The following is a 19139-nucleotide window of genomic DNA, read 5'->3' as shown; positions in this document are numbered from 1 at the left end:
ACCTGGTAATATTTTCTTGAACTATATTATACTATATTAAGCGTTTATTCTATTATACAAAGGAGAGTTCCAGATGGAAGATCTTTCAATGAGATTCCAATTAAAAACAATTGATCATTTAGGTGTCAAATTATACAACTATTTCCCCCCTGTAATTGCTGAATTAATCTCTAACTCGTATGACGCAGATGCTACGGAAGTTACAATTACTATAAACTATGAGGACAAAGAAGTTGTTGTAGAAGATGATGGGCATGGAATGACTTTAGCCGAATTAAACGATAACTTTCTAGTGATAGGCAGAAATCGTAGATCTCAAGATAATGATGGTTATTCGCCAGGTGGCAGGAAAGTAACGGGTAAAAAGGGATTAGGTAAACTTGCTGTATTTGGAATCGCTGAGGAAATCACAATCTCTTCAGTAAAAGATAACCTAAAAAACGAGTTTACAATGAACTACCCAGATATTAAAAATAATCATGGAGAAGAGATTTATCATCCTAATCTTATTCACAAAAATTTACATACAAATGAAAGAGATGGTACAAAGATAATTATTACCAACATTACTATTAATAATATAACTAAAATGGATACACTCTCTGAAAATTTATCCTCTAGGTTTAAATTTTTTGACAGTGATTTTGTAACTAAAATTATTAATAAACAAACTAATAAAGAATTAATTGTAACAAACGAACTCTACTATAATAGGATTGATAAAGAATTTGAATGGAACTTTCCTAAGGACTTCCAAGATCAAATTAATGAAAATGCGTCGATAAAATGGTTAAATGACAATAATATTAGCGGAAAAGTACTAACACAACGGACCCCATTACAAAAAAAGCATTCAGGATTTATTGTTTACTCCAGGAACAAGTTGGTACAAGAAAATACATTCTTTAGTGATAGGTCTAACGACAACTTCCATACCTATGTCACCGGTCATTTTTCTGTAAATTTTATCGATGACGATTTGGAAAAAGATTTTGTAGCGACTGATAGAAAATCTTTATTGTGGAATCAAAGTGATGAACTTCAAAATCTTAAATACCACTTAAATAAGTTAGTGAATAAGATAGGGAACGAGTGGAAAACAAGAAGAAGAAAAAAAAGAGAAGAGGCAATTGAAGAGACCATTCCTCAGGACTTTTATGATGGCATAACCCCCCCTGACAAAAAGATACTCCAGACGTTTCAGCGTCAATTAGCCAATAGTATAGAAACGGATGCTGATGCTGCCAAGGTTGGCGCAGTAATGGAATCATTAAAAAAACAATTTAAATTTGAGTACTTTAAAAATTACGTTTTCGAAATGAACGATACTGAGGTGACACTAGAAAACATGGAAAAAATAAGTGATGATTGGGAATCTATTGAAATCCATGAAATGTCTAAAATTGCGTTGGGTAGAATTGAAACTATAAATAGATTTGAAAAATTTATTAATGAAAATGCTAGTGAAACTAAATATATTCAACCTTTCTTAGAGAAGTTCCCGTGGATTCTTGACCCGAGAATGTCCACGTTCGACCGAGAAGTTACATTTAGTAGATTGTTAAAAGAGAGGTATCCTGATGAGAAATTAGATGAATCAAACCGAAGAATTGATTTTCTTTGTTCAAATGCAAATGGTCTAGTCCATATCATTGAACTTAAGAGACCTAATATCAAGATTACACCTGAGGAATTATACCAAGCTCTAGATTATTCGAGATTTATTGAAGAACACCGAACTGAACTGAGCAATGTTAGAACGTTCTTAGTTTCAGATAACTTAAAAATGGATCCTACAACTGAAAAAATATATAACTCTTTAAATAGCACAGGCGATTTAATCATTAGATCTTATACCGATATGATTGACCAAGCCAAAAGTTATCATAAACAATTCATAGATGCTATAGAAGAAGTAAAAGAGGCTAAGAGTTAGAATCAAAAAGTCACCTTCTCAGGTGACTTTTCTAGGCTGGTGAAAATCCTTCCTCAATAGCTTTTTTTCTATCATTAGTTTTGATCATCGAATCCATAGATAGTTATGTATATCCGATGGGCTGCAAACTTTCTTATACCACAATGGCACCGTGAAGGATATCGCCATTAAAAAGCCGTCTGTAGGACTGCCCTGGTTGCCCCTTGCGGTAGGGTTGCTATTCAGCCAATGCGAAACATCGAACCATAACCCGGCATATTTGGAAAGGAGAGAAGGAAAAGCTCCAAGCCAAAAAGCGAACCGAAAACGCTAAGCGCATATATAAGTTGCGAAGCTCTACGCTTGAGCGGAGCTTCGCCATATTCCAAAGAATTCCATGGTTTTCGCTACGCCAGGGACCGAGGGCAGAAGTGCGTCCATGAACAAGCTTCCATAACCGCCACAGCACAAAATTTAAAGAAAATGGTTCTCCTATTGAAAGAAAGAGGGTAAGAATCCCTCTTTTCAAATGCCACAACCCCATTTACATAAGAATTAAATGGTTAAAAATAGGCTTAAATACTAGTGAAGTTATGTTTCTTAACAAACTGCAAAGGACCGTTACTGTTTCAACGGTCCTTTTGTTTAAGTAATGACTTCGTAATATTTTTCATTAAAATCTTTAACAAAAGAAGAATACGTTCTTGATGATATCAAACACAACGTTTTCTTAGCTCTGGTCATAGCAACATACAATTTCTTTCGTTCTCTCGACATAAATTCTTCTTCGTCATCGCCTGGGGTTGGTTTTTTATATGGAATTTTCCCTTGTTTTAATTCAGTTACCAGCACGTGATCAAATTCGAGACCTTTGGAAGAATGGTAAGTGATGAGCTTAACACCAGGGGATACGATGTCAGCATCTTCGTCTTTTATTTTATAAACGGGGACCCCATATTCTTCTAACAATTTTTTATATTCATCTAATCGCTTATGGCTAGTGGCAATTACTCCAATAGTATCTTCCGGATAAGATCCTCTTATTTTCTGAACTTGTTTAAGTACCGCTTTTTCTTCATCTGCTTTCTTGTCGCAATAAACTAACTCTGGTACTTTTCCTTCAATATCTGGAACAGCTGGTTTTTGATAATCTGCGTCACTTGTAATAAGAAGGTCTTTTTCTTGGAAATCGTTCGCCAGGGTAACAATTTGGCGAGTAGAACGAAATGTTTTTTTTAAATACTTACTTCTTCCACCCTTTATTTCTATTCCGGCACTTTTCCAAGTGAAACTTCTACGGTAAATTTGTTGTCCTTTGTCGGCACCTATGGTTAAACTCTTCTTAGCAAATGTACTAATAGCTTTTAATTGAAGAGTGTGAAAATCCTGAGCTTCATCTACCAGGACGTGGTCGGATAATAATTTTTTTGAAACTTCATTTGACCGTTCAATTAAGAATTGTGATAAATCTTCACTGTCGATTCCACGATGTCTACGGTCTTTATTTAAGAGTTCGTTATATTTTTCCAATATATCATAGATTGTTTCTCTGTGATCTTTAGTTACACGAACATCCTTACCACGTCCGGAGCGCTTTATATTAAGGTAATCATTTCGTGTATTGATGCCGTTGCCTTTTATCCATTCTATTTCGTCCCCAAGGAATTTTATTAGCTGTTGGTCATTTTTCTTTCCCTCTTCGATTTTAGGAAAAGAAGCACTCTCGTTATGTTTATTTACAATATTTTTCGCATAGCGAATGATTGCATCACGATCTTTACCTAACTTAAGCTTGGTGTTGGGATAGGCAGTGGTTTCTAACAATTCCTTTGCCCACTGATGAAAAGTTTTCGCTTCTACGTTACTAAGTCCTATTTTGTCAGCTAGTTGCTTTATATAATTCGTAAGGGTTCTGTTAAAGGTCAGAAATAGAACTTTATCATTAGGGTATTTTTTCATCAGATATTGAGCTCTCGCAAGAAGGATAGTAGACTTCCCACTCCCAGGAATGCCTTGAACAAGTAAATCCCCTTTGGGTTTAAATGTTACACATTGATCCTGGTCTTCAGTAAGCTTTACTTGTAGCTGTTGCAATTCGGTCATCCTCCTAATCATTAAAGAGACCTTGCAGGTCTTCCATTTCGTCAATTATTGAAGTTTGTTTATTACCTGTCCGATCAATAGCTTTTTTATCCTTATTCGAGAACCCAGAGGAGAATTTTTCTTCCATAAATGTATGATAAGGAATATGTTTCACATCAGTAAGAAGGCAGTGGTCGAGAAAACTCTCAAAGTGCAGTCCTTTTTTTCCTATAATATAAAGTTGTTTTTGCGCGCGACTTAAACCGACATATAATAGTCTTCTTTCTTCTTCAATATCTGGCTTGGAACTATGAGGAAATTCTTTATCACCGAGATAAATAATGAACACATAAGGAAACTCCAATCCTTTGGCGCTATGAACCGTTCTAATATGGACGGCTTCCTTCTGAGTTGGGGTGAAACTTTCTTCTATTTCTTCCAGTTCTACCAGATACTCTAATAGATCTTCAGAGTCAGTGGCTCCATCGCTCATACATTCTTTAACAAATTGTTTTGTTCTCTCATCTTCTATCGTTTCAATGATATCTTCTAAATCTTCTCCCTGGTTTTGTTCCTGGAGGCTTAAGACTTTTTGGCTTAAAGACTTCTCTGTCTTTCTGTTACTTACCTCTTCTGTGTATTCTATCTCCAGTTGATTCAGATGTTCTTTAACCGTATCGGCCTGCGGGGAATGTTCAGAGTTTTTGCGATAAAGAATACATATGTTTGATGGAGTGACTTTTTCCTGATTAATAAGTTTTTCAATTTCTGTTGAAATATAATGCGAAGCTAGTTGGTAGTTGTGTGTTTCTACCACTACTGGTTGTTGTAATGTTCTAGTTTCCGAATAAACGTAATGTTCTTCGTGAACTAAAGAGTTTGTAACATCCAAGATTTGTTGGGGAGAACGGTAGTTTCGGTTTAAAATAATTTTAGTAGGTTCGGTGTTATAAAGGCTTGTAGCCTGCTGAAAAAAACGATCTAAATTGTAGCTGTTAGAGCCGTTAAAACTATAAATGGTTTGATTTTTATCACCAACCACTGTTACATGTTGTTTGTTAGAAATAAGAGCAAATAATAACATCTCCTGAGCTAAAGAAGTATCTTGGTATTCATCTACAAAAATGTAATCATACAGATTAGTGAAATATTCATACGTTTTTCCTTTGTTTTTTAGGATGTTTATAGCTTCGGTAATCATACCATTATAATCTGTTACACGAAATTTTCTTTCAATCTTATCTACACGCTTCCAGAATTCTTTCAAATCTTGTCCATTAACTAAAAGCCTACCAAATACGTAAGTTGGGACATGGTAGATTTCATCTTCTTTTACTTCTTTCCAAGATAACGAGGGCCCATCTAATAAGTTACCTTGTCTTGCTTTATTAAAAGCTTCGCAAAGTGCATGTTTTTTAGATTCCCCATCTTTGTATTCCTTACAAAGGTCTTTCATTAAGTTAGGTTGATAAGATATTAAATCATGAGTATCTACGTGCTCTATATATTCTTTAAACTTGGAGTCTCCTAATTCGATGGCTTTCTTAATTATCCGAAAAGCCAGACTATGGAAAGTTAAGATCGGTGGCTTACCTCCGTATCCTAATTGATCGGTAAACTCCTCTAATTTATTTAAAAGATGGGATTTAGCAGAGCGGGAGAAAGAAATTCCGACCATATTGGAAACTGGGACTTCTAATTCAACCTGTGTATAAAGCATTTTTGCACCTAGTGTCGTAGTCTTTCCAGTCCCTGGTCCAGCATTAATCTGAATAAACTGTGAGGTGTCTTTCACTGCGCGAAGTTGCTGGTCATTTAATTTATCTAATATTTTATTCATAACAAATGGTCCCTTCTGTTACAATTGGACTATACCATTAGTTTATCATATGTGGAATTATTTTTTAATATTATGGATGAATTTGTAATTTGATATTATTAATATATATGTTGTAAAGGGGGATATTTTCTTGTCTAAGAAGAATCAAAAAAGAAAAGTACGCCATGAGCTGATAGATCGGATGCGAAAAGAGTTAGTGGGGCCAGTACATAAAGAAGAAGTACTATCTGTCGCTCCTATTCAAAAGTATCTTGCAGGAGTCTTGTGGCCAATGAGATCTGAGTTAGCGATGACAGAAGATGAACAAGATAATCAACAGGATAAGGATTCTAAACGTGAAGATATTGAATCAGTCGCCCCATTAGCGAATGCTATGAATCCTTCCGCAATAGGAATGTCCTTCTTAGTAGATAAAGAGAATCCTAAGATAAGTGTAAATGTATCTCTTGGAATGTATGAGAACATGGACGATGATAAAATTTGGAAAAGACTGCCACACTCATTGAGAGTAGAAATAAATCTTGAGGAAAAGATAGGGGAAAAACAGAAGCAATTCATAAAAAATGAAAATGATAACAATGAGATGAACCAGAACCTTCGCCTTGAGTGGATTGTCCGCAATTATCACAATTGTTTTGCAGTTAGCTTATTCTTGGTAAATAGATATGTTCAAGGTGTAGACGAAAAAAATGTTGATCATAAAACAGCTTTTCAACCTAAAATTACTGTTGAAAGTCAAAATAACAGTTCTTTTATGGTTAGAAGTGCATTTTCTAAATCCAACGGTCGGACACCTGCGTTTGAAACAAAAGATATGAAATCCAATGAGCTACTCTACAGGAATGAAGATGTCTTTGCTGTTGGCCATAATATCGCTGTATATTGGGATAGAATAGATAAAAAAAGAAAAGCAGGGAAGTTAGCAACTGAAGTTATCCCTGCACATGAAGTGCCTATGGTTATCCCTCCAGATTGGGGTGGTAAAGGGACACTTGGTATGTATGAGCTTGCGAACATGTCTTCGGCTGAAAAAGTTGACAACGCTCTCTCTCCATTATTGAATGAATATCAGCAATGGATAGAAGATAGGAGAGAAGAAATACCAACTTTGGAGGATAGACAGGATACAGCTAAAGAGCATATGGATAATTGTGAGAAATCTCTCCAACGGATGAGGGATGGTTTACAATGTTTAAAGGACGATGAGGAAGCATTTAAATCATTTCAGTTTGCCAATTTAGTCATGACAAAGCAAAGAGCTCATTCTATTGCAGCAGAAAACAATGATACACCAGACTACGATGAGCCAAAATGGCGTCCTTTCCAGATTGCTTATGTATTACAGAATATAAAAGGAGTAGTGCACCCTGACTCAGAAGATAGGAAAATCGCTGACCTTTTATTCTTTCCAACCGGTGGTGGGAAGACAGAAGCGTATCTTGGTCTAGCGGCCTTTACTTTAGGGTTAAGGAGAAGAAGAAAGATAGAAGGGTACAGAACCGATGTAGGTGTTTCGGTTATTATGCGTTATACTTTGCGCCTTCTCACTATACAACAATTCCAACGTTCTACAGCAATGATATGTGCCTGTGAGGAAATTCGAAAGAAAGATCCTGAAATATGGGGGCAAACGCGATTTAGGATTGGATTATGGGTTGGGAAAAGTAGTGTCCCAAACGACTATGATGAAGCTGCTGACATTATTTCTTCTAAAAAGGATGAAATTAATGGAAGATCTGGAGGGGGGAGAAATGAGGCGGGAACTCCAGTACAACTTGTTTCCTGTCCCTGGTGCGGACATAAGTTAGTAGATGAAAAAAAACCAAAAGTTTTTCTTGCAACATACTGGCATTTCACCAAACAAAGAAGAATTAATATCACTTGTCCAAATAGTGGGTGCGCTTTTCATAGAAAGAATTCGGTGAATAAAGAAGGGTTACCTGTCCTTGTAACAGATGAAGAAATATATAGGCTATTACCCGATGTTGTTATCGGGACTGTAGACAAATTTGCCAGAATGCCCTGGCAACCTGAGATCCAAAACATGTTTGGTAAAGTAAAAGGTGAAGTACAAAATTGGGGGTTCGTTTCTAATGGAGAAACGAAAAAAGAAGTCTCCAATGCAAAGAATGTATCCGGGTCTACTAGTATAGTAAATGGTACTTCTATACATCCTCCTAATTTAATAATTCAGGACGAGCTCCATTTAATCTCTGGCCCCCTGGGTACAATGGTGGGATTATACGAAACAGCAATAGATTACTTATCGACAGTAGAATATAACGGTAAGCAGGTAGGGCCAAAGGTCGTAGCATCCACTGCAACGATTAAAAATGCAGATCAACAAATCGAAGGACTTTACACAAAGAAAGCTAGCATTTTCCCAAGCCCTGGTATATCCCATGTTGATTCTTTCTTTGCTCAACAACAACCATTGGATGAGACTCCCGGTAGGATGTATGTAGGATTATTTGCGCCAGGTCGAAGTATGAAGACGTCTTTATTAAGAGCATATTCTAATTTGCTATCCAGTGTTACAGCAATGGAAGAAGAATTCGACAGAGATGCTCTGGATCCTTACCATACATTAGTTGGTTACTTTAACAGTTTGCGAGAGCTTGGAGGGGCTGTACGCCTAATTGAGGATGATGTTCCGGCAAGAATGAAGACGCTAGAAAAACTAAATGACAAGAATCGGTCATATCGATTTAAGAAGAGAGAGTTAGATAGAGAGGTAGCAGAGCTAACTAGTAGGATTGATTCGGGCAAAATCCCCTCTTTGTTATCTAGATTAGAAACCAAGTATTATCAAACGGGTGATATTACTCCAGTAGATGTTCTGCTGGCAAGTAATATGATTTCTGTAGGTGTGGACGTATCTAGACTAGGATTAATGGTGGTAAACGGACAACCCAAGACTACTGCAGAGTACATACAGTCCACTTCTAGAGTAGGGCGTAAACATCCCGGGTTAATATTTACTACGTATAATTGGGCACGCCCACGAGATATCTCTCACTATGAAGAGTTTTACGCCTATCACTCCGCTTTGTACAGGTACGTAGAACCTATAAGTGTAACTCCATTTGCTTCTAGAGCAAGGGATAGAGGGTTAGGTGGTGTTATGGTTTCGATGCTAAGGTTGGGTCATGATGACTTAACATCGAATAGTAGTGCAAATGAAATTGAGAAAGTAACGAATTATTCAAAAAAAATTATTGAGTTCTTTATCAAGAGGGCTACAGAAATGAACTTGTCAGTCAATGAAATAGAAGAGCATTCAAATAAATTAATTGAAGAGTGGAATGTTGCAGCTCAACAAAGTAAACTAAATTATTCTAATTCCAATCAAAAGAATACAAGTAATCTTCTATATCCTATAGGCGATAAGCCGAAAGGGACATTTAAAACACCAAATTCAATGCGTGATGTGGAACCAACCGCGAGAATTTATATAGGGAGGGACTAATAAATGAGTAATTATGTAGGAGAAGTTCGCCCTAGCCAGTTTATTACTACCTTCGGTCCAGGAGCTATTGTTGATTTACCAGACTACTCTATTATTATGGCAGGAATAAATAAATGGCCAAAAGAATATGTTTCTGGTGCCAGGACTATTGAAGAACCAAGATTAACAAGAATGCTTAATATACAACAAATTAAAACGATACCTGTCAAAGAAAAAGAGGGGACTTTACCAGCATATAAGTTTCCAGAGTATCATGTATGTCCAAAGTGCAGAAGGTTAGGAAAGTATAATGGCAGAGATTTTGTGGAAGAGGATGGGGTTCTTTTCTGTAAGAACCCCGATCAAGAAACCCCATGTAACAAGATAAAAACTCACCCTGTCCGTTTCATCACAGCTTGTAAGAAGGGGCATATTCAAGACTTTCCTTGGTTATACTTTGTTCATAAAAAAGACGGGTATGATATTAAGAAATGTAAATTGTACTTGAAGGATGAAGGTGAAACAGGTTCCATCAGTGACCTGAAGGTTTATTGTTCTACGTGTAAGCAGGAAAGATCACTAAAAGAAGCATTCGATAGTCCTAAGTTGCTAGGGAAATGTTTTGGCGACCGGCCATGGCTTCGTGATCAGGAAGATTGCGATGAGCAAAAGCAATTGTTATTGCGAGGGGCTTCTAATATATACTTTTCTTCCTTGTTAAGTTCTATTGTTATTCCATCTGATAGTCATAGTGACATGGAATCTCTAGTAGAAGATAAAGTTAATTTAAATGATGAGGAGGCGTTGGAAGACTGGTCTTTATTCAGAGCTATATACTCTAGAATCCCCGATGTGAATATACTGGGATTAAAAGAAGTGTGGAGGATCGCACAAAAAATTAGAAATAAGAATAGTAAAGAGGATAAGGAAGATCTAAAAACACCTGAATACCAGGCATTCTTACGAGAACAATACAACTATGACGGGGAAGAGTTTGAAGTCGAAAAAGAGCAAGTACCTGCCAGGTATGATGGTTTAATAGAGAATTTAATTAGAGTAAAACGACTTAAAGAAGTAATGGTCCTGAAAGGATTTACAAGAATACAGCCCTTACCCGATGTAACAGCGAGACTCTCTGTTAATGAAGAAGATTCTGAAAGTGATCAACCCAAAGAAGCTCCAATCACAAATGAGAAAAAGCCAGGCTGGTTGCCGGGTATTGAATCCTATGGAGAAGGGATTTTCTTTACTATAAAAGAATCTGAGTTAAAACGATGGGAGAAAGAAAATGAAGCATATGAAGCTTCTATGAAAGACGCACATAATAAGATGCATCAAGAAAGAGGAAGAAAAATGAGTGAGATACCTCCATTTCCAGGGGTGAGATATGTATTGTTACATACGTTATCGCATGCCTTGATGAGGGAGATTACACTACACTCGGGTTACTCCTCTTCTGCTTTGAAAGAAAGGATTTATTCAAGTCGAGAAGAGGGAATGGCAGGCATTCTTATTTACACATCTACTGTTGATTCCGAGGGAAGTTTAGGAGGATTAGTGGAGCTAGGGAAGTCGATTAACTTTGAGTCACTACTTGCAAGAGCATTAGCTAGTGCAGGTTATTGTTCAGGAGATCCTCAGTGTGCAGAACATGGAGGAGAAAAACTAATCGATGTAAATGGCGCTGCCTGTCACAGTTGTTTATTAGAATCAGAAACTTCCTGCGAAAATTCTAACCGATATTTAGACAGAACGATTCTTGTGAATACAGTACTCAACCAACAACGGGAATTCTTTTATAATGCCTAGTGTTTATGGTAACATAGCTCATTTCATAAACGTGGTCTTATCCGAGTACTCTGAATCATATTTGAATAAAATTATAAAGGAAATTGAATCATCAGAAGAAAAAAATTTAATGTTATTTTCCCGGAGGTTAGATTTACCTTTCCAATTAGAATATTTATTCCATGAAGTGATTAAAGAAGCAAGTAACCAAGATATAAGTTTGCAAGAATTGCTTCTACTTCTGAAATCCTCAAAGGCAAGTGCTGAGTACCAAATCAAATATCAACCTTCTATACATCCGGTCTGGACAGGACCGGATGTTGAAGGTTATATCTCTAACAAGACTTATGACACAGTAAAAGTAATGTTCCAGCATGCGAAAGATGAAATATTTATTGTTGGTTACGCTTTTTCGTTTTATGATAGTAGTGTACTAGACTTACTTAAAGAAATAGAAAATGCAGCTTATAGAGGTTGCAGAATAAACATAATTGTTAATAGAAATGAAAAGAATATAAACCAAATTTTTGATAACTGGAGCATAGATAGACATAAATTAAATGTATATAAATGGTACAGTGAAGTAACAGATTACACTAGTTTACACGCTAAGCTTATAATGGTAGATCAATTAAGATTATTAATTACTTCTGCTAACTTTTCATTGCATGGTTTTCATAAAAATGTGGAAACTGGAGTTGTAATCGAAAGCCACTCATCCATACGTGATATATGGCTGCAATATCAGTCCTTATTAAGGAACGGACATGTAGTAAAAGTATTTTAAAGTTAACATAAAATTAGGTAGTAATAAGGAAGGACGAACATGGGTACATTAAAAGTTTTAGATTTATTTGCTGGAGGAGGAGGGTTTTCCACTGGTTTCCTCAATGCAGAATATGCTGATTATACCTTTGAAATAATCAAAGCAGTTGAGCTAGATCCTGATGCTTCAGAAACACTAAGACAACATTTAGGTGAAGAAAAAGTCATTGAAGGAGATATCACGAGTTACGAAGTAAAAGAAGAAATTTTTACGAGTTGTAAAGATGTGGATATAGTTATTGGAGGACCACCATGCCAGACTTTTTCTCTTGCAGGCCCGGCTAGATCAGGAACAAATGAAATGAGAGAGAAGTTAAAGCATGATCCTAGAAATACACTCTATAAACATTTTCTAGATATCGTCGAAGGACTACAGCCTGGGTATGTGGTTTTTGAAAATGTAGAAGGAATGCTTTCAAAGAAATCTGAGAGGACGGAGGGTATTTCTACTAAACAGTCCCAAGTTATTGAACTCATTTGTGATGAACTAGAAGCAATGGGTTATAATGTCGGATTGGAAGACAGCTTAAATCGCTATCAAGTATTAAATGCTGCAGATTATGGGACACCTCAAATCAGAAGAAGAATAATTATTTTAGCCAATAGATATGGTCATGAAAATCCCGTACCTATAGAGTCACAACAACCAGAGGATTATCAAACCTTGAGAGACGCAATCTATGACTTGCCTGTAAGACTTCCTTTCATTTCGAAAAGGAATCTAGATAATCTGAAGAAAATGGGAGTTGTTTACAACCATTATGAAAGTTTACTTGGTAAGTTTTTAAATTGTATAGAAACCCTTGCAAGTAATGCGCAGGAACCAATAATGCATGTACGATTAAAACGACTACATTCAGAATTAAAAGAAAAATTCGCAGAAATAAGTGGAAGTTCTGAAAGTACTAGAGATAAACTATTAATGTTCATTAAGAAATATAATGAATTACTATCACATCTCGAAATAAACCAAATATTAGAAGAACCTGCGACAACCACCCATCAATCAAGAGCTCATAACCTTCGAGATATCATTATATTTGTAATGACTAAACAGGGTAGTAACTCAGCCAGATTTATGAATGAAAAACATGACGATTATAATGATCTCCTCTCAGAGTTATATCCTTATTCCAAAGAAAAGCATAAAGACACGTATGTTAAGCATAGTTGGGATAGACCTTCAAACACAATCTTAGCTCATATGGAAAAGGATGGTTTGAAGTTTATACACCCTGAGCAACCCAGGACATTCACGCCATATGAAGCTCAATTATTACAATCTTTCCCTGAGAATTTTACGTTTTTCGGGGGGAGAAATGCGCAATATAAGCAAATAGGAAATGCTGTACCTCCGAAATTAGCTCAGGCCATAGGCCAATCTATTCTGAAGAAGTATGTGTCTTTTTCTCAAATAGAAGCTATTTAAATGGTTTTAAAGGGGAGTCTGCATGAATGGTTTTTCATTTGATCGAAAAGTTCATTCTTTGCAAGTAAACTTATTAGTTTGGGGAGAAGAAAATTTTAAAGATTATCCCTGGAGATATACTGGAAATTTATGGCATGCTTTAGTAGCGGAAATAATGCTTCAAAGAACCAACGCAGACCAAGTGAAAGAAAGTTATATCTATTTTACAAAAAAATATTCTTCTCCACTGGAATTCTTACACTCTGGTGACAAGACGATATTTAAATCATTAGGCTTACAATACAGACAGGAACGTCTGTATGAAGTTGCAAGAGAAATTGTTGCAATAGACAATGCAGTTCCTACAGATAGAGGAGAGTTATTAGAATTAACTGGAGTGGGACAGTATGTTGCTAGTGCTATAAGATCACTGCATGCGAACATCTACGATACTATTATAGATAATAATATTGTTCGGTTTTATAGTAGGTATTTCGGTATAGAAACAAATGATAATACTCGTAGAAGTAAATCCTTTAAACAATTCACCGAAGAAGTTACTCCTTTTAACTCTCATCGAGAATACAACTATGCGCTGTTAGATTTCACAAGAGAAATCTGCAGGTACCAACCAAGGTGTGAAGAGTGTATGCTCCGCTCTCACTGTGACTATTTTAATAATAATCTAAAAAATATATAAAATCTCTGATTCGCCGTGGTTCTCAATATTATACTTGCTAATGGCAGCTATAGAGCTATTAATTTTCTTTGGTTTTGGAATCAGTGGTTTGAATACACACATTAAAAAGAGAAACCCCTCACGCTAGTATTTGCTAGCGTGAGGGGGTTTCTCTTTTTTAATCAAGAATTAGAAACGTATTGATATTATGCCACCTTAATAGTAAAGTTCTGAACTTGGAATGATTTTTCATTAGTAACGCCCAATTATTCCTCTGCGCATATGAATCCTTCTATTTATAGGAAAATTTTTCTATGAAGATTAATGACATACTTTAACCATATTTTTTCATTTAGCATGATTAACGAATAAATATGGAATAGATCTTGGGCTTAAAGAAATTGAACAATGGCGATTAAATTGTTCCTTATTTTCCTCTATTCATTGAGATGATTCTATGGGCGGCATGATGTGATACATTCCCCCATTCTATAAAGAGATGGCGAGCAAATGCTCTCCATCTTTTTTGTTCAAAAAAATATAATCTTAATCTGTTATCACTATAGCGAAGTGGGTCCAGGTACCTTTTTAATGTTATAATTTAGTAAATATTGTTGGGTGAATAGTTCAATTTAGTAGATAGTTTCGGGTATAGAGGGGGGACAATATAATAAATCTCAAAGAACTATCAATAGAGGGTACAGATTTAGAAAGATTAATAAGAGAAATTTTTGTTCGTGAGGGTTATGAAACTCATTGGACTGGTAAAGGTCCAGATGGAGGACATGACCTGATAGTTGAGAAAGTGCAAGTGCCATAAAGTAAATTTGAGAGGAAATGGTTGGTTCAATGCAAACATAAATCACATTCCGGGAAACCTTTAGGCAAAGACGAGGTTAATTCTTTAACAACAGATTGTAGAAGGATTGGAGCAACCGGTTATCTAATGGTTTGTACAACTGCTCTTATGTCTGGATTAATTAACACTTATAGAGAGTTAGAATCCAGCGCGAATATAGTTATAAATTATTGGGATGAAGTTCGTTTAGAAGATAGATTATTAAAACCCGGTAATTTTCCTTTAATTAATCAGTTTTTCCCTGAAAGTTCTGATCGAGTTAGTTGGAAAATTTATAACACTAATACCTCATCTTTTAGGGCTACTCACTATAAAAAAGATTTTCATCGGCATGCTAAGGAATTTTATACACCATTTATAGATAATTTAAAAAACGGCTATCTTAGATAAGATTAATTCATCTTAAGTAAGTGTAGATTTATTGAGCAATTAACTATTTCTAAAAGGAAGTTGATTTAATGCGTAACAAAAAATCCTGGAGAGAAGACCTGCCTAAGGTGTCAGATGCAAAACAGAGGATCACTTCAAATGTGTTTGTGAGTCTTAAAACAAAAGCGATGTTGTATGAAGGGCCTGACTCAAATGACTAATCAAAAACCCAAAAGAGCGAAATACGTACAACATTTCTCAACGAGAATACCTTGGAAGGATAATGGTTTTACGGGAAAAGTTGATGATAACCCCAAAAACAATGTTGCTAGTCAGGTGATTCCTAATATTGCTTCATTAAGGGATTTGGAATTTGAGGATAACAATAAGGGTATGGATTATCTTGTAGCAGGTCCCTTAGAAATGCAACATTGGATTACTGAGAATGCGGCTTTTATGAGTGAAACGAAGATTCCTTTAAAGTTAAACCACCCGTATAAAAAAGGTAATGAAAAATTTAATCATTTTGAAGAAACATTATTTGAACTTCAGCCTTATTCTTTTTTATTGCGTCCATTTTCATGGACGTTGAAAGATAATGCCAAGAAGAAGGCTAAATATTATAATTTTCATTTTGATTTGGATAAAACTGAGCGAATGCTTACTTGGAATAGTTCGTGGGTTTCGCACGGGGATTCTCAAAAAGGGATTTTTGATTATTTTTTCTCAGGTGTTAAATCGGATGAGTCTATTATATTTCCTTATTACAAGCAAGTTCCTTTCATCGAAGATAACCGCAGGGTGATTGCAGGAATTGGAAATATCATTTCTCCGATCAATATACAAGAATATGACACTGATGGTACACGCGATGAAAAAAATTATATTTGGGAAACAAATGCAGCGCATTCTATTCGTGAAGGTGGGGACCAAGGTTTCTTAATGCCTTACCTTGAAATTGAACAATATGCAAAATTAAATCCGGATTTTGATGTAAGTACAGTTACTATATTTGAACCCACGGGATTTCGTGACGAGTTCTCCTATGCAGCAGAGTGGGTTAGTTTCGACGCAACAATTGATGTGTTAAATCAAACAAAAATTGCTCTGAAAAACATCGCTGATTTAAATTTGAAAACTGCTAACCGTACTTGGGTGAATACTCAACTTAATTATGTAGAAAAACAGAAAGAGAATGTTTGGAATCAACGTGGAATCTATCCCGGGCTTGGAGCAATGTTATCAGCTTTTGGTGTTAAATATGGATTTGATATTTCAACGTATATTGATACTGATAATAGAGATTTGATTACTGAATTAGGGGACTATTTTTCAGGAGATAAAGAAATAGGTGATGAAAAACTAGATGAAAGTCTCGCTGAAAAGGAAGATGAGTTTAACGGTCTTCTAAAAGATGCAAATAAAATAAGATATTTTGACTTGTTAGCACGCATCAATTTATCAGTGGATCAAGCGTTATTTGCTTGGGAAAAGTACAAGAATCAACCTAATGAAGTTATTGAAAACCCTTACCGACTATATGAATTATCTCGCAAAGAGAAAGAGGTAGGGAAGATCAATATATCTCAAATTGAAAATGCGGTGTTTACAAATAAATTGGTTATAAATAATCATCCTTTAAAGAGACCGTCAAAGATGCGTACTAAGGGAGATAAAAGGCGTTTCCGGGCGATGGTGATTTTTGTTCTTTCGCAAGCTGCGGACAGAGGACATACATTTTTAAGTTATGATAGAGTTATCGATTTGATTAATAAATTGCCGCTAGACTACGATACTGACTTCTCTGTGGAAAAAATTCATGGAGTTGTAGAATATTTACAAGAAGGCGACTTATATGTCGATGAAACAAATAATTATATAAAATTATTAGAATATCAGAAGTATAAAGAACTAGTTCTAGAGATTATAAAGAGCCGCCTTAACATTAAGTTACCTAACTCGCAAAATTGGAGAGAAGTTATTGATGAGCAGTTTGGTCAACTGCAAAATGAAAATGAAGAAAATGACCAAAAAGCTCGTGAGGAAAAAGCAAATGCTTTGGTAGCATTAGAATCTTCAAAGTTGTCTGTTCTAATTGGAAGGGCAGGAACTGGTAAAACATCAGCTTTAGGCATTCTTGCCTCATCTGAAGAGATAAGATCAGGCGGGGTCTTAGCATTGACTCCTACTGGGAAAGCAAGGGTCCAACTTGAAAATTCATTTAAGAAAAGCGAAGTACATGCAGAGTTTATAACTGTTGCACAGTTCTTAACTCGTTCTGGTGGATTTAGCTGGGATAGAATGTCTTATAGAATGCCAGAAAAGCCAAGCACTAGTGTGGCGCAAACTGTAATCATTGATGAGAGTTCGATGTTAACAGAAGATATGTTCGCTGGTATCTTAAAATTAGTTCAGTCTCATGCACACAGGATTATATTTATTGGAGATCCTAATCAGTTACCTCCAATTGGAGCGGGACGTCCTTTTGTAGACTTGATAAACTATCTTAAACATAATTATCCAAACAATCTGGCGGAATTACAAACGGAAATGAGACAAGGTACAGGAGGCTATGATTTATCATTTGCTCAACTATTTTCAAATGCAGATCAAATGAATAAGGATATAGTCTACAAAATACAAAATAAGCAAATGAATGATAGACTCAAGTACATACAATACGATTGTACTGATGAGCTTGAAGAATCATTACTTTCTCAGTTAGTTGAAACACTGGAGATGAATGATGACGATGATGTTAATGGATTTAATAAAAGCTTAGGCGCAGAGAAGAACGGGAAATATACTAATTATAAAACGAGTAGGTTTATTGAAGATTGGCAAATACTCTCGCCTACAAAATTCGTAGGATCAGGAAGTTATTATTTAAATAACCAAATTCATCAGAAGTATCGCCAAGCTATTGTGGAAAACTGGAATAAAAATCAATGGTCTAAGAAGAATCCACAATCAGTTCAAAATATTGTCTACGGTGATAAGGTTATATCAAATACAAATGGAGAACGTAAATATTGGGATGGTTCTGAGGGCAGTGAGTATATCGCAAATGGAGAAATTGGATTAATGTCTAGTTTTCCTGAACAGTATGGAAAAAACGATAAAAATAAAAAATATTACAAGTTCCGCTTTGGTTCTTTTGAAGGTAAAGTTTTTTCATATACGAAATCGGATTTCGGCGGAGAAAACAATGATACAAAGTTAGAACTTGCATATGCTTTGACTGTTCATAAAGCCCAAGGATCTAGCTTTGGTAAAACGATTGTTGTTATCAATGGGCGTAGTTCTTTTTTAACAAAAGAATTATTGTATACAGCTTTTTCACGTCAAAAAGAACAACTCATTATATTAAGTGATTTAAGTGTTCAAGAGTTGGTTCAGTATTCCAGTGATTGGTACTCAGACACAAAGCAACGTTATACAGATCTATTTGAGGTCCCCAATCTCAAAGAAATCGAAATTAATAATCAAAAACGTTTTTTCGAAAATAATCTAATTCATAAAACAGTTGGTGGGGAACTGGTTAGATCTAAATCGGAAGTGATTGTAGCTAACATTTTAAATCAATTAGGTATCGAATATACCTATGAAGAACCTCTAAGGGTTAAGGGGAAAACTTATATGCCGGACTTCACAATACGTCATCAAGGACGTATTGCTTATATAGAACATCTTGGTATGTTGAATATTGCTTCTTATAAAAGGGATTGGGATGAAAAACGAAACAACTATGAGAAGGTAGGTATTTCCGAAAAAGAGGGTAATTTGATAATTACTAAAGATGGACTTGATGGTAGCCTAGATGCATTAGAAATAGAAAATAAAATTACTTCTTGGATTAATGAATAAATTAAGCTAAAGTCATTCTTTGATTCGCAACTTGCAAAGTCGTTTGTGAAACGTTACCC

The 19139-nt window shown here is 35.6% G+C and carries 12 protein-coding genes; 10 read left to right on the top strand and 2 right to left on the bottom strand.

Going from position 1 to position 19139, the window contains the following annotated elements:
- The first annotated feature begins 73 nt into the window (after positions 1–73).
- Positions 74–1936: an ATP-binding protein gene (locus LCM11_RS13575; RefSeq protein ID WP_224894831.1), complete on the top strand. Its 1863-nt coding sequence runs from the start codon at positions 74–76 to the stop codon at positions 1934–1936.
- A 624-nt stretch (positions 1937–2560) separates the two neighbouring features.
- Here the strand turns inward: LCM11_RS13575 and LCM11_RS13570 are convergent.
- A complete protein-coding gene (locus tag LCM11_RS13570; RefSeq protein ID WP_224894830.1) occupies positions 2561–4009 on the bottom strand; it encodes a 3'-5' exonuclease in 1449 nt (482 codons plus the stop codon).
- A 13-nt stretch (positions 4010–4022) separates the two neighbouring features.
- Positions 4023–5837, bottom strand: a complete 1815-nt coding sequence (locus tag LCM11_RS13565; RefSeq protein ID WP_224894829.1) for a UvrD-helicase domain-containing protein — start codon at positions 5835–5837, stop codon at positions 4023–4025.
- Positions 5838–5967: 130 nt separating this feature from the next.
- On the opposite strand from LCM11_RS13565, the gene drmA reads away from it, so the two are divergent.
- The 9 genes from drmA to LCM11_RS13525 all read left to right on the top strand — a co-directional run bounded on the left by drmA (position 5968) and on the right by LCM11_RS13525 (position 19080).
- On the top strand, positions 5968–9306 hold the full coding sequence (drmA, locus tag LCM11_RS13560) for a DISARM system helicase DrmA (protein ID WP_224894828.1): 3339 nt from the start codon (positions 5968–5970) through the stop codon (positions 9304–9306).
- A 3-nt stretch (positions 9307–9309) separates the two neighbouring features.
- Positions 9310–11094: a DUF1998 domain-containing protein gene (gene drmB, locus LCM11_RS13555; RefSeq protein WP_224894827.1), complete on the top strand. Its 1785-nt coding sequence runs from the start codon at positions 9310–9312 to the stop codon at positions 11092–11094.
- Positions 11087–11860, top strand: coding sequence for a phospholipase D-like domain-containing protein (locus LCM11_RS13550; RefSeq protein WP_224894826.1), 774 nt, complete (start codon positions 11087–11089; stop codon positions 11858–11860). The genes drmB and LCM11_RS13550 overlap by 8 nt, the downstream gene beginning before the upstream one ends.
- A 39-nt stretch (positions 11861–11899) precedes the next feature.
- Complete coding sequence (locus LCM11_RS13545) at positions 11900–13327, top strand: DNA cytosine methyltransferase (RefSeq protein WP_224894825.1); 1428 nt, start codon at positions 11900–11902, stop codon at positions 13325–13327.
- Between the two features lie 22 nt (positions 13328–13349).
- Positions 13350–14006 (top strand): hypothetical protein, encoded by a 657-nt coding sequence (locus LCM11_RS13540; RefSeq protein ID WP_224894824.1) that lies wholly within the window; start codon positions 13350–13352, stop codon positions 14004–14006.
- 646 nt (positions 14007–14652) lie between these two features.
- Positions 14653–14805, top strand: a complete 153-nt coding sequence (locus LCM11_RS20565) for a restriction endonuclease (RefSeq protein WP_412098150.1) — start codon at positions 14653–14655, stop codon at positions 14803–14805.
- A 21-nt stretch (positions 14806–14826) separates the two neighbouring features.
- A complete protein-coding gene (locus tag LCM11_RS13530) occupies positions 14827–15234 on the top strand; it encodes a hypothetical protein (RefSeq protein ID WP_224894823.1) in 408 nt (135 codons plus the stop codon).
- A 68-nt stretch (positions 15235–15302) separates the two neighbouring features.
- Complete coding sequence (locus tag LCM11_RS20425; protein ID WP_263622578.1) at positions 15303–15434, top strand: hypothetical protein; 132 nt, start codon at positions 15303–15305, stop codon at positions 15432–15434.
- Complete coding sequence (locus tag LCM11_RS13525; RefSeq protein ID WP_224894822.1) at positions 15427–19080, top strand: AAA family ATPase; 3654 nt, start codon at positions 15427–15429, stop codon at positions 19078–19080. Before LCM11_RS20425 ends, LCM11_RS13525 begins: the two co-directional genes overlap by 8 nt.
- Positions 19081–19139: the final 59 nt, after the last annotated feature.

The organism is Halobacillus halophilus (assembly GCF_020171985.1).
GTDB lineage: Bacteria > Bacillota > Bacilli > Bacillales > Halobacillaceae > Halobacillus > Halobacillus halophilus_A.
The sequence above is the reverse complement of the archived record's forward strand: the minus strand, read 5'-3'. Positions and strand labels throughout refer to the sequence as shown.

Coding starts and splice junctions, on each gene's coding strand:
- LCM11_RS13575 (WP_224894831.1), top strand. CDS start 74: ATGGAAGATCTTTCAATGAGATTCCAATTAAAAACAATTGATCATTTA.
- LCM11_RS13565 (WP_224894829.1), bottom strand. CDS start 5,837: ATGAATAAAATATTAGATAAATTAAATGACCAGCAACTTCGCGCAGTG.
- drmB (WP_224894827.1), top strand. CDS start 9,310: ATGAGTAATTATGTAGGAGAAGTTCGCCCTAGCCAGTTTATTACTACC.
- LCM11_RS13550 (WP_224894826.1), top strand. CDS start 11,087: ATGCCTAGTGTTTATGGTAACATAGCTCATTTCATAAACGTGGTCTTA.
- LCM11_RS13545 (WP_224894825.1), top strand. CDS start 11,900: ATGGGTACATTAAAAGTTTTAGATTTATTTGCTGGAGGAGGAGGGTTT.
- LCM11_RS13540 (WP_224894824.1), top strand. CDS start 13,350: ATGAATGGTTTTTCATTTGATCGAAAAGTTCATTCTTTGCAAGTAAAC.
- LCM11_RS20425 (WP_263622578.1), top strand. CDS start 15,303: ATGCGTAACAAAAAATCCTGGAGAGAAGACCTGCCTAAGGTGTCAGAT.
- LCM11_RS13525 (WP_224894822.1), top strand. CDS start 15,427: ATGACTAATCAAAAACCCAAAAGAGCGAAATACGTACAACATTTCTCA.